Here is a 12,669-nt window from a genome sequence, read left to right as displayed (position 1 = left end):
TTGCCGCGTTAACCGTTGCGGCCCGGGCGAAAACGCAAACTGTAAAAAAGACCAAAAACCAATAGAAGTCCTCCCCACCAAACGGGAGCGTGCAGGTCGGCGAGTTTTACATTGGCAACCGTGTGCGTAGCCAACTCATAAAGCCCGTAGCCAAAGATCATCGCTCCATATGCTGTGAGCAGGACGCCGATGAAAAACCAGATTGAAATATGGCCGGAATGCATGCAGCCTCCTTACCAGAAATAGACGTTGAGGACGACGAACAAAACGATGGCGATCACCAGCCAGAAGTACTCGTTTTTGTAGAAGGGCACCGGCTCTTCCTCCGGCAGCTTTGTCGCGCCGTACACAAGGCCGTTAAGTTCCGCCAGGGTTTTTGGCTTCGTGAGCAAGCTGACGATCACGTTGACAAGGATGGCCACAATCACGGACCACAATGCGCGATACATGTTTTCTGCCATGTCCTTCGCATCCGGAGAAATCGCGACGAAACGCAACGCCGACGGATCAGCTTTCACCCACCCCCAAAGCCCGATCGAGGTAACCGTGCCCATCAACAGGCCCCAGAATCCGCCCGCCTTGGTTGCGCGCCTCCAGAACATGCCGACCAGCACCACACCAAGAAGAGGCGAAATAAAGAAGCTGAAGAGGGCCTGCACGTAGTCCATGATGCCGGCCGCGCTCATCACCAGGTAGGCGGTGCCGATGGAGACAATGACGCCGAGAATCGTCGCCCACCGTCCCACCGTGACGTAATGTTCGTCAGGAGCATTCTTCTTGATCAGCGGCTGATAGATGTCATAGGTCCACACGGCCGAGAAGGCGCTGACGTTGCCCGCCATGCCGCTCATGAATCCGGCAATCAATGCGGTGATACCAAGGCCCAGCAGTCCGGGCGCCATGTAGCGCACCATCATCAACGGCAAAACCTCGTTGTAGCTGTGCAGTCCAGAACCTGGAGTAACGAGATTCTGCCCTACAAGGTGCATCAGGCTGCCGTCTGCATTCTGCAGCACAACAAGTCCGAGCAGACCGGGCAGAATGACGATGAACGGTACGGCCATCTTGAAAAACGATCCGATGATCGGGGCCATGCGCGCGGAACGCAGGTTGTGTGCGGAAAGGACGCGCTGCACGACAAGGAAGTCCGTGGTCCAGTATCCGAAGCTGATAGCGAATCCCAGGCCGAAGACAATGCCTGTCCAATGGATACCCATGGGGTTATCGGTGAAGTGGCCCATGCTGCGCCACATATGCGTGTAATCGCCGGGAGCTGTTGCGCCGATAGCGATGTTGTGCGCCAGCTTAGCCTTGAATCCATTCCACCCGCCGGCTTCCACAAGGCCCAGGATCGGCACAAGCAGCGCACCGCCCCAGATGAGCATGAACTGCAGCACCTCGTTAAAGATGGCCGAGCGCAAGCCACCCAGCGCGACATAGGCCGCCACTGCAAGCGACGAGACGATGATGGAGAAGTTCAGATTCCAGCCAAGCACGACCTTCATCACCTCGGCCATGGCGAACATGTTGACGCCGCTCATCAGCACGGTCATGAACGCGAACGAGAAGGCGGAAACGGTGCTGGCGCCCTGCCCGTAGCGGAGTTTGAGGTAACCGGGCACCGAGTGCGTCTTGCACACGTAGTAGAAGGGCATCATCACAATGCCCAGGAAGAGCATGGCGGGGATGGCGCCGATCCAATACCAGTGAGCGGCGAGGATGCCGTATTGATACGCCGATCCCGCCCAGCCCATCAATTCCAGGGAGCCGAGGTTGGCTGACACGAAGCTCAGGCCTGCGATCCACGCCGTCATCTCGCGGCCGGCCATAAAGAATTCTTCGCTGGTGTTGGCCTGCCCCTTGAGATAGAAGCCAATCCAGATCACCATCACGAAGTAGATCGCGATGATAGCGATGTCGAGCCAGCTCAGATGCGCGAGCGAGGGTGCGGCTAGCGCGAGCAGTGCGGCGGGTGTTTGTGGCATTCCAACGGCTGTTAAACCTGGAACCAAAGCAAGCATTGAGTCACCTATGATCGGGTGAATACATCCGCTGTCGACGTGGACGTTCGCCCATAAGTAAATGGGTTTACTCCAAGGGTTGTCAAGCCTTCAAACAAAAATATCCTGACCGCAAACTCGCCACATCGACGGGCTGCGGGAATTCGAGTCGATACAAAGGGATACGTTTTCCGGGTCGAAGTCTACCATATGCAACCCCCGCGTTATACGGAGGCGAGGCACGGTTGTAAAAGAGCACAGCGCAGCACAGGTGAACTCTGTATTTCCTTCTTGTCTTTGCCGCGTCGGAACGATACCTTTGGATATGGGATTCCCCTTCCCCAATTCTTCCAGCTTCCGGCCTTTTGTCTCCCCGCGCCCGGCGCGGTTGTCTGTCCAATTCCATCCTCAACCTAAGGAGTCTTGCCGATGTATCCGACCGTCGATCCTCTAGCTCCTGCGGGAGTCGCTTCTACCGGAATTTCGCGCCGCAGCTTCTTCCGTTTCGCCGCTGGAGCCTCCGCGCTGGCCAGCCTGCCGATCCTTACCGAGGCGCATCTCGCCTACGCCGACCGCCCCAAATTCGCCGATCCCAACAAGGGCATCCACATCGATGCGAATGAGAACCCCATGGGTCCGTCGGAAGGCGCGCGCCAGGCAATCATCGCCATCGTTCCGCGCGGCGGCCGCTACCTGTTCAACGGCGAAGAAGAACTGGCCGAAATCTTTGCCAAGCAGGAAGGCCTGAGCCCCGAGTCAGTCATTCCCTTCGCCGGCTCAAGTGAGCCGTTGCACTTCACCGTTCTCGCCTTCACCAGCAAAGACCGGCCGCTGGTAATCGCCGATCCCGGCTACGAGGCGCCAATGTGGGCAGCCAAGGTAAGCGGCGCGCAGATCTTCAAGGTGCCGTTGTCCGATCCGAAGGGCGAAGCCAAGCATGACGTCAAGGCGATGCTTGCCGCCGCATCGAATCCCGGCGTCATCTACATCTGCAACCCCAACAACCCCACCGGCACCTGCACACCACGCAGCGATATCGAGTACGTCGTCGCCAATGCGCCCAAGGACACGGTGATCCTGATTGACGAAGCATACATCCACCTTTGCGATGCACCGCGCTCGATCGACTTCGTCAAGGAAGGCAAGAACGTTATCGTCCTGCGCACCTTCTCGAAGCTCTATGGCATGGCCGGCATCCGCATGGGGTTCGCCATCGGCCGTCCCGATCTGCTGGCGAAGATCACTCCCTTCGGCGGAATGAACGCGCTGCCCATCACTGCCGTGGCCGCCGCAAAGGCCAGCCTGCTCGATCCAGATCTGGTTCCGACGCGCAAGAAGATCATCGCCGACACGCGCGTTGAGACCATTGCGTGGCTCAAGAGCCAAGGCTACAGTTGCACGCCCTCAGAAAGCAATTGCTTCATGCTCGACGTGCGCAAACCCGGCAAGCAGGTACAGGCGGCGTTGGCTGCGAAGGACATGTACGTTGGCCGCATCTGGCCTGCATGGCCCGACAGCGTGCGCATCACCGTGGGCACGCCGGACGAAATGATGGCCTTCCGCAAGGACTTCACCGCGGTGATGAGCAGTAGCGGCAAAGCAGCCGCTGACCTTGTTCTGCCGAAAATGCCGCGACGTCTGCAGAGCGCGCCATTCACCCATCTCTCCTAAACAAGTTGTCGCTTCTAAGGTGAAAAGCCCCGTCTTGCCCCGTCTTCGGACGGGGCTTTTCGCTGGTTCGAGAGGACACTATTTTCATGGGCCAAATTTGTTCCGGCCGGGCGCCAGCTATTAATTGCTCTTTGTCAAAATCTTTTTCTCTTTGTGAACAAAGTAAAAGTACGCGCCAACGCTCAGGAAATTGACCAGTACGGCAATCACGTTCCATATGATCACCGGTCTTGAAACGATCAACAGACCGTAATAAACCCAGAGGACCTGAAAAACGCACATGATCGCGGCCATCCTCGGATTCATGCCCGCGCTGGATCTGCGCCTGAACATTGCGATCAAGTCCGGCACGGCGGCGAAGGTCGTTCCAAAGCCCGCAACAATCCCGACGATCTCCGATCTCTTAAACTCCGAGAATAGAATGCTCTGCGGATCACTCGGTACGAAGCCCTTGCAGGCGCAAAGGGAAAGCGTGCTGCATAGAGTACCCCAAAGCACTGCTCTGTTGAATCGGCACATACGACCGCTCCTCGCAAAGAGCGTCCTCGATACTAGACCCCCCATGTGGTCCGTTCAACTGTCGAAACTACCAGAGACTTGTTGAAGGGGTTACTTGCGAGACGTCGCCGGCGCACTCGGTCGAGAAATGCAGTATGGAAAACTACGTATTGCCCGGCTCTGCGCGTTTCTAATCAGTTGTTACTTCTCAATTGCTGACTACGCAACCGAAACTCGGATTTTACAATCAGCCTCAGATCGATCTCAGGCGCGTGTTTCAGTGATAGCGGCGTAGTGAGGATTCGCTCCACAAGTGTAGAGAGTGCGTTTTTTCTCAAGTTGATTCTCTTTGCGAATCTCTAAGAGATCGTTTGAAACCTGTGTCCCTCGCTTTGCATATGCGCCAATAAGCTCATGAGGGGACAGATTCTTGGCCACTAATGCTCGCAGAAGTTCCTTGATGCCGCTATCTGTGATCTGTCTAATCGACACGCTCTGATCGAATATCTCGGTCGTGCCATCGTACCCACGAATATGCCAGCAGCAATTTGAGGAAATCTGGTTTTTCATGCGGACAGTATATCGGCATCTTGCGAAAATGAGCCGAGTCTATATGGGTCCACAATACGCTGCCGATCCATTCAGGTGCTTTGTTGCGATCCTTGCAGCCCAAATGCCGCACGAATCATTGCAAGGAAATGAACGATCCTGGGCTTTGCGTCTCCCGGACCGAGCGCTTCGAAAGGCACGTATCCGCGGTAGCCGTGCTGATCGATGATGGCCTTGATCCTTGCAAGGTCGGTTGGCTCCGGCTTGCCGTTGCGGCCCACCTCCTCCTTGATCTGCCAGGAAACAGCGTAAGGCACGAGTTTCTCAATCTCGGCATAAGGATCACCGGAGCGAAGGCTGCCAATGTCGAGAATCGATGCGAACCACTCCGAATCTACCGCTTGAATGACGCGGATGGTCTCCTCCGCAGTCTTGAGGAAGTCATTGTGCTGCTGCAGCCCGACGACCACGCCGTGTTCTCTGCCAAACGCCGCACACTGCTTGAAGTCAGACACCATCCAGTCCAGCGCCTGGTCGAACGTGTACCCGGCGGCCCGCTCCGGTCCGGCAAATACACGAATCACCGGCGCACCCAATTTGCTGGCCACAACAATCCAGTCCTTCACCATCTGCACATCACGCTTGCGCGCAGCTTCGTCCGCCACAGCAAAGTTGTTTCGCACCCCGGTGCCGCTGATGGCGACTCCGTTCACAAATGCCTTCCGCTTCAGGGCGTAGATGTAATTATCCGTGGGGACGTTGGGGTAACCGGGAAAGTAGTAGCCGGTTGCATCGAGCGCGTCCACGCCATTCGTAGCGCAAAAATCCACGGCATCGGCCAGCGTCATCGTGCCCGCGAGGAGTGGCCCGTTGAACGAGAAGGCATTCAGGCCGAGCTTGAGTTTGACGCCGGCCTCGCGAGAAATTGTGTCGCCGGCCGTGAGAGACGCACCCGGAACGGCAGCCATCGCTGCGAATCCGGCAGAAGTGGCAAGAAATCTGCGTCGATCGATCATGCGTCCGGATAATAACGGATGCATGCCGGAAAGAACAGTCACAAGTGTGTTCACGATCGTCGCGGATAACGCTGGCCCGCCGTGATCCACAGCGCATGCCGGATCGTTTTTTTCGACTTTGTCTATCCAGGACGCGGACAGCGCACGGAAACCTTCCCCAACTTGGGCTTCGCGTAGTTCCAGGTGTCGGGCACTCCCCCCCCGCAGCGAGGATCCGGACCGCGCACCTGTAGAAATCAGCAACTTTTCACTCGTATCGGCTGGAGTTGAACGACACGGACTTTGAACTCGTGTGCACAAACTTCCCTCTGAAACGCTTTGGCGCCAAAACTCACTATGGGACATCGACTGTGGAGGTGTCCCATGAGCGACCTCGCCGCCCAGTGGCTCGAGCCCAAGGCTGAACAATCAAGCAAAACGCAGGATGGGGCTGCGCATAAACCCAAACGAGCACGCGCGAGTCATCGTAGCCCGCTTTGGCTTACGCTCCTGCCATTCATCATCACGGCGGGGACTTTCGTCCTTTCGTTTACTCAACAATATCGCCAGCACATGGATGAGACACAGGCAACGCGGGACTCAGAGTGGAGGAAAGCGGTACAGCAGGTCTCTTCCAAAGAGAGTGACATCGCCATACAGGGGGCGTATGAGATGGAGTCATTTCTGGACGACCAGCAGCATGGTCCGCAAGCTCTCTCAATTACCTCTGCGTTATTGCCGAATGTGAATGACGAGCGATTCTTTGACATCATTCTCTTCGGACTGTTGCCCAAGGCTAACCAGAAAAACCAGAGCCAATTGATCGCCATTGATGTCGCACTGGCCACACAGTTGAGAGATGAACATTACCGGGTGGTAAAGACCTTCACGAGGGCCAAACGACCACCACAGGATCAATCCTTTTCGAATTTCCTGATGAATCCAGGTCAGTTCTATCGAGAGGACTCCGAATCTGACAAATACGCATACGTTCTGACGAAGACCTGGGAACTCGATAGCGCCAGCCACGGTTTAGCCAAACTATGGAATCACGAACCCGCATCGCCGGGTACAACTCCTGATGGTCAATCGCTCGAAGGAGTCGCTCTCTTCAACAATGACTACTCGAAAGTCGATTTTCGCCAGACCCGTGGAATGAACGAGGTGTTGTTTGTTGGTGACTGCAAGGTGAACAAGATGGCACTACCGTCCGGAATCGAAGCGAAGTGTGCCGCACCGTCCGCTGCCCAGTAGATTCGGCTTTCGCATGCCGGTTATCGCGACTTGAAACGTGGAATAGCCCGAATGGATTCTTAAAAGCGACCGAAGTCATTGATGGGATGGACTTTCCCACCAACGCCGCGATGAAACTGCGTCATGGATGGGAACCTTTGCTCTTTGCGTCACAATCTCCAGGGCAGATCATTGGAAGCGATCCGAAAACTCCTGTTTACCCGTGATGGCCCGCCGACATCAGGCCAAGAAGGCTGCAGAGAATCGAAAAGCCGCAAGGCAGAGCAGCTAAGCACGAATGAATTGAGCAGCTTTCATCGGACATTAAGTAGATGTTATACTCCGTGGGAATGAACAGGATCGTCACGATTGCGCTTGTCGTTATTGTCATTCTGTTCATCATCGCTATCTTTATCTCTCCTCTGGTCGACGTTCTGCCGACTGCATTGCGTGCTCAGCAGTGGTTAAGCCTCATCCTCGCGATGTTCTCGTTCAGCGTGCAAATTATTGTTTGCGTTCTACCGGCGTTTGTCGCTATCGCGCTGACAAGCAGCGATGCACAGCGCCTGCGACGAGTATGCCTGGTTGATGTCCCCTGCTGCCTTCTCTGCTAGAGCGTTTTCCCGCTTGGACGGAATCCTTTCTTGTGACGCGAACCCACCGGTTCCGTCAAGACATTGGTTTCGGCAATTCCAAAAAGGAAAATGCGATGCACGACGGCGAATCACTCGATCCTTCAGCGGCGAACATGAGAATTGCCGCTTTTCTTTCACGGGCGTCCAAGGCCCGCGCGCGCGCCTTGCTGTTGGACTACGATGGCACGCTTGCGCCTTTCAGGTGTAATCCTGAGGAGGCTTACCCCTATCCCGACATTTCCAGCACTCTGAATCGTGTTCAACGCGAGACTGACACACGCCTGGCTATCGTCACCGGCCGCCGGGCATGTGAAATCCCGAGACTATTGAAGTTGACGAGAGTTGAGGTATGGGGCTGTCACGGACTGGAGAGACTCAGAGCCGACGGTTCATATGAGATTGCGAGGATTGACCCACGCTTGCTGGCAGCTATCGAGACTGCTAGCAAGCTAATTGCATGCGAGGGTCTGTCCAGTTTTGCGGAACGCAAAACTGCCGCCATTGCAATCCACTGGCGCGGGAGGGAATCGATTAAGGAACACGTCTTGCGAAAAATGCGTCGGATTTGGTCAATGATTCCCGACAGAGACGATCTTCGCCTCGCTCCGTTTGAGGGTGGCATCGAGATCCGGCCTGCCAAGAAAGATAAAGGCGATGTCGTCCGGTCGATTCTCTACGAAATGGGCCCAGATGTGGCAATGGTGTATCTCGGAGACGATGCAACTGATGAGGATGCATTTGGAGCATTAACTCACAGGGGTCTGAACATTCTGGTTAGAGAAGAGTTCTGTCCCACTCTCGCCGATGCATGGATCAAGCCTCCGGGGGCTCTTCTCGATTTTCTCCGCGGCTGGATAGAAGCTTGTCGAGTTCACTAATGCGACACAAGGTTTGGATATGTACCGAAGAATCCTATTCGTAAAATCCAAAATCTACGACAAATGGAGGAGACAATGCTGAAGACCTACGCACGTATGTTTGTTGTGGTCGGTTCACTTTTCCTTGCTTCCCGTGGAGCGGCATCACAAGAGATTGTTCACGCAGTCACTGGATCCGTGAGTTCGATCGACACTTCCCAAGGAGCTATCACATTGCTTCAAGACAACGGCTCAAACAGTACTTTTAAAGTGACATCCCCGTCCGCGAAACACGTAGCTTTCGATAAGAAGGTTGCCGAGGATACCGTCGCTGCAAAAAACTTCGATAAACAGGGAGCGTACGTGATTGTTTTCTATTTTGGAACCGAAGAAAACAGGACTGCCGTTGCTGTAAGGAGTCTCGGAGCGGGACCATTTTCATCGATAACGGGCGAAGTTTCGAATTGGAACGGACACGATCGCACGCTCTCAGTGAGCGATAAAAACGGCGCCGCGCACTCGTTCAAGGTTGACCCGGAAACTGTGGCGGAGACCTACATGGGAGTTGTCAGTGGATCGAAGTTCGATATCGACAAGCGAGAAAATGTGCGATTAGTGAGTTCAATGAAGAACGGGACTCCGACTGTACTCTTCATTAGACAGAGATAGGATGATGAGTCTCTCCCGGAAATAGCTTCCAACCGAATGACACAATCTCCGATGCCGGCCGCTTGGGGCGACCGGCATTTCTGGTTCAAACAAGCTGTGAGACGAAGACCTTTGCTAGAACAGGATCTTCATGGCCAACTGCACGTTGAAGGGTTCACCGGGACCGATGCCTGGCGAGAAGTTTCCGGATCCGATGGTGGATCCACTTCTGCCAAAGCTGCTGCCACCGAAGTAGTCGTTGCAGAGTTGGGTGCAGGCCGGGCTGGCAAGGTTGACGTGATTGAACAGGTTGAACATCTCAGCGCGGAACTGCACGTTGACCGGGAAATCGTTAATCGGGAATCTTGTATTCTTGATGACCGAGAGATCGACATCTTCAAAACCGGGTCCATAGATGCTGTTGCGGGCCTCAGTTCCCCACGTGTTCGCGGGCGGTTCAACATAGGCGTTCGGATTGAACCACTGCACAAATTTGTTGCCGTTCACGGTCTGAATGCTATGACTCACTCCCTGGAACGGATTGGAGACACGGTTGACGCGCTGGGTGTATTCGTTGGTGCCGCTCGTGTCATCGCCGTTGTAGACAGTGATGGGCTGGCCGCCGTTAAAGGCGAAAGCGGTGTTGAGTTCCCATCCTCCGGTCAGCAACTTCATCGTCGGCGCTGCGGGAATCGCATAGTTCACGTAACCCTTGAAGCCATTCCGCGTATCGAAGTCCGAGTTGCCGTAGTCGCCCTTGAAGTTGTAGCTGTCCTGCGGCAGCGCGCCGCGATACGCGGTCACTTCGTCGAGATTGTGACCCCACGTGTATGACGCCTGGCCAAGCACACCGTGCCAGCTTGAGGTGCGGAAAACGGCCTGCAGCGAGTTGTAATTTGAAGTGCCAATGCTCTCGATCTGGTTGATGTCGGAGTAGTAGTTTCCGCCGAACTCGGTCCCGTCTCCCACGTAGGCGCCCGGGGCCCCGCCCAGATAGGGTTGGTTGATATTCAGAAGGCTCAGGAGCTTGCGTCCCTGGCTTCCGACATACCCGAGTTGGAAGAAGGCTTTCCCGACCTGTCGTTCGATCTGGAGGTTGTAGTTGATGTTGTAGGGCGAGCGGAAATTCTTGTCGACGCTGAAAACACCACAGGGATTGATGGTGCACGAGAGGTTCGAAGTCGGAATAATCTCTTCACCCGGGACGATCAAAGCCGGGCTTCCCTCGCTGGCCTCTGTGGTCAGTGTGTATACCGGATTGGAGCCGCCTGGATTGCCTTCCAGTCCGTTAGGAGCCGAGTTTCCGGGGCGATTGTCGAGGAATGGATTTGCATTCGGCGTATCGAAGAACATTCCGGCGCCTCCACGAATCACGGTCGCCTTTGACCCCGGAGGACTGTAGCTGAAGCCTAAACGCGGGCTGAAGCTGGTGTAGGTGGGTGCATAGATGTTGCTGATGTCCGCACCCTGGAAAGCGATGCCGGTCGTTGTGAGTCCCGGCCGAAAGACCGAAAGGTCCTTCTTGCTGTCGTGCATCGGCTGCATGAAGTCGTAGCGCAGTCCAAAGTTGAAGTTCAGGTTAGTCGTGGCCTGATAGCTGTCCTGGGCGAAGGCGGTGTACCCATAAGAAAAGACCAGGCGCTCTGGGTTTCCTACGGCGATTGAGGCCTTGGTCAGGTAACCGGCGAGGAAGTCAGCGAGTGCAGCGATGTCCTGATCGTCCGTATTCCACGACGTGGAACCGTCTCCGTTCGGTCCTTGCCCGCCAAGGAATTGGTAATTGCCGTTGGAGTGGCGCCAATAGAACTCATCGACCTGGGCACGACGGAATTCGCCACCCAGACGAAACTGGTGCTTGCCCTTGACGATATTGAGCGCGTCGTCGATGACTCCCGTGATGTCCTGCCTGCCTTCGGGAGGCGTGTTGCCCGTGGGCTCAAAATCATTGCCAATCAGGATATTGGGCGCGTTCGGGAAACGAGAACCAGTGACAAAACCGGCTTCAGGGACGCTGGCAAAGTTCGGGTTGGCGTCAGAGAACGTCTGGTGGAAATAGTTCACGGCGGCCGTGACGCTGTTGGTGATCGAGGGAGAGATCACCCAGTTATAGCCGGCCGAATAGTTGTAGACGTGGATGGGACCGATTTCAAAGAAGTAGGGATTGATGTCTGTGGTTCCCACCGGGGCGGTCTGATTGCCCTGCCCCATAAAGGCGCGCACGTAGATGCTGTTCCTTGAGTTGAATGTGTGATCGATCTTCGCCACGCCGTTGTAGCTGTAACCGAATTCGGGCGCCGCCGACTGGAAGAAGCCCGGCGTAGTTCCGGCGAGGAGGTTGGCGGGCCAGAGAATGGTGAGCAGTTGCTGGGTTGCGGGATTGACGGGGACACCGGCATCGCTCAGCAACTGAAGTGCGGCGGCCTGGTAATACTGGTTTGGCTCGAGGCCAGAGTTGCCGGTCGCGATGTTGAATTTCTGCTTCTCAAAGTTGGTGAACCAGAAGGTGTGATCCTTCCATAACGGTCCACCCAGCGAAGCACCCCATTGCACATTCTCAAGTGGCAAATCGCCCAGAGTATTGAACGGATTGGTCACCGCGAGCGCCTGGTTGCGTTCGTAATAATAAGCGGAGCCGTGAATGGCGTTCGTGCCGGATTTGGTGACCAGGTTTACGCTTCCACCCGGATTTCTACCCACCTCTGCGGAAGACTGGGTCTGAAGGCTGAATTCTTCGATGGAGTCAATCGGCAGCGTGACGCCGGCGATGTTTTCGACGCCGCCTTGATTGACAGCGGGAATGTTATGCCACCAGTCGTTGTTGTCGGCGCCGTCGATCTGCCAGTTGACCTGGTTTCCACGCGTTCCATTCACTGATCCGAAACCGCCCAGGGCATATCCTGCAAAGCCAGGTGCCATGCCGATCATCTGGGTGAAATCGCGGCCGTTCAGTGGAATGTTCTGCACGGTGGTTTCCGGAATCACTGTCGTCTGTGTCGTGGAAGTGGTATCGAGCGCCAGGCTCGAAGCAGAAACTTCGACCGTTTCACCAGTTGTTTCGATCGAGAGTTTCACCGGCAATGTGTAGATCACACCCGCTGTTACCGGCACGTCCTTCACGAGCGATGGCTTGAATCCGACCGTGGACACCTTGATGACATATTTGCCGAGTTGCATGTCTTGAAAGCTGTACTCTCCGGCACTGGAAGTGATGGTCTTGTGTGAAACACCCGTTGCAGAATCCGTGGCTTCTACTGTCGCGCCGGGGACAACTGCGCCCGACTGATCTGTTACGGTTCCGTTGATACCCCCGCGAAATGTCTGGGCTAGGCTGTTCAGGGGAAAGGCGACCACTGCGGCAACTGCTACCAGAATAGTGGCGAATACACTTCGGGTACGTCGATGAAGCATGGCGCTTGACCTCCGGAAACTGAGTGAAATGTGTTACTGAGCCCTTTGGAAAGTGCCAATGCCTTGAGGGCGATGGGGCGTCAAAAGCTCACTTGGGACGTAAGTCTTCTCTGTGGAATTTAGGGGGAAGGAATGTACAGGGTAGGGGTTCCATTCCCAACAATAGATTGCAAAC

General features: G+C 55.4%; 11 protein-coding genes. 5 read left to right on the top strand and 6 right to left on the bottom strand.

Annotated elements, in window-relative coordinates; all coding sequences use genetic code 11:
- Positions 1-8 precede the first annotated feature (8 nt).
- Together WA354_RS04500 and WA354_RS04495 are read right to left on the bottom strand one after the other, a co-directional pair.
- Positions 9-224 carry a hypothetical protein gene (locus WA354_RS04500; RefSeq protein WP_472811815.1) on the bottom strand — a complete coding sequence of 72 codons (216 nt, stop codon included), beginning with the start codon at positions 222-224 and terminating at the stop codon, positions 9-11.
- A 9-nt stretch (positions 225-233) separates the two neighbouring features.
- Positions 234-1,985, bottom strand: coding sequence for a sodium:solute symporter family protein (locus WA354_RS04495; RefSeq protein ID WP_472811814.1), 1,752 nt, complete (start codon positions 1,983-1,985; stop codon positions 234-236).
- Between the two features lie 444 nt (positions 1,986-2,429).
- Here WA354_RS04495 and WA354_RS04490 point away from each other — a divergent pair, with 444 nt between their 5' ends.
- A complete protein-coding gene (locus WA354_RS04490) occupies positions 2,430-3,671 on the top strand; it encodes a pyridoxal phosphate-dependent aminotransferase (protein WP_472811813.1) in 1,242 nt (413 codons plus the stop codon).
- 120 nt (positions 3,672-3,791) lie between these two features.
- Here the strand turns inward: WA354_RS04490 and WA354_RS04485 are convergent, their stop codons facing one another.
- The 3 genes from WA354_RS04485 to WA354_RS04475 form a co-directional block, all read right to left on the bottom strand.
- Positions 3,792-4,190, bottom strand: a complete 399-nt coding sequence (locus WA354_RS04485) for a SemiSWEET family sugar transporter (protein WP_472811812.1) — start codon at positions 4,188-4,190, stop codon at positions 3,792-3,794.
- Positions 4,191-4,433: 243 nt separating this feature from the next.
- On the bottom strand, positions 4,434-4,739 hold the full coding sequence (locus tag WA354_RS04480; RefSeq protein WP_472811811.1) for a hypothetical protein: 306 nt from the start codon (positions 4,737-4,739) through the stop codon (positions 4,434-4,436).
- A gap of 71 nt (positions 4,740-4,810) precedes the next feature.
- On the bottom strand, positions 4,811-5,776 hold the full coding sequence (locus tag WA354_RS04475) for a sugar phosphate isomerase/epimerase family protein (RefSeq protein WP_472811810.1): 966 nt from the start codon (positions 5,774-5,776) through the stop codon (positions 4,811-4,813).
- Positions 5,777-6,097: 321 nt separating this feature from the next.
- Between WA354_RS04475 and WA354_RS04470 the strand changes: the two genes are divergently transcribed.
- The 4 genes from WA354_RS04470 to WA354_RS04455 all read left to right on the top strand — a co-directional run bounded on the left by WA354_RS04470 (position 6,098) and on the right by WA354_RS04455 (position 9,107).
- Positions 6,098-6,967 carry a hypothetical protein gene (locus WA354_RS04470; RefSeq protein WP_472811809.1) on the top strand — a complete coding sequence of 290 codons (870 nt, stop codon included), beginning with the start codon at positions 6,098-6,100 and terminating at the stop codon, positions 6,965-6,967.
- A gap of 329 nt (positions 6,968-7,296) precedes the next feature.
- Positions 7,297-7,560 carry a hypothetical protein gene (locus WA354_RS04465; protein WP_472811808.1) on the top strand — a complete coding sequence of 88 codons (264 nt, stop codon included), beginning with the start codon at positions 7,297-7,299 and terminating at the stop codon, positions 7,558-7,560.
- A gap of 95 nt (positions 7,561-7,655) precedes the next feature.
- Complete coding sequence (gene otsB / locus WA354_RS04460) at positions 7,656-8,459, top strand: trehalose-phosphatase (RefSeq protein WP_472811807.1); 804 nt, start codon at positions 7,656-7,658, stop codon at positions 8,457-8,459.
- Between the two features lie 75 nt (positions 8,460-8,534).
- Positions 8,535-9,107: a hypothetical protein gene (locus WA354_RS04455; protein ID WP_472811806.1), complete on the top strand. Its 573-nt coding sequence runs from the start codon at positions 8,535-8,537 to the stop codon at positions 9,105-9,107.
- 114 nt (positions 9,108-9,221) lie between these two features.
- Here WA354_RS04455 and WA354_RS04450 read toward each other — a convergent pair whose 3' ends face one another.
- Entirely contained in the window at positions 9,222-12,494 is a 3,273-nt protein-coding gene (locus WA354_RS04450; RefSeq protein ID WP_472811805.1) for a TonB-dependent receptor, read from the bottom strand.
- Positions 12,495-12,669 lie beyond the last annotated feature (175 nt).

The sequence above is a fragment of the Occallatibacter sp. genome (genome assembly GCF_049802275.1).
Lineage (GTDB): Bacteria > Acidobacteriota > Terriglobia > Terriglobales > Acidobacteriaceae > Telmatobacter.
Note: the sequence above shows the minus strand (reverse complement) of the source record. Positions and strands in the feature narration are given on the sequence as shown.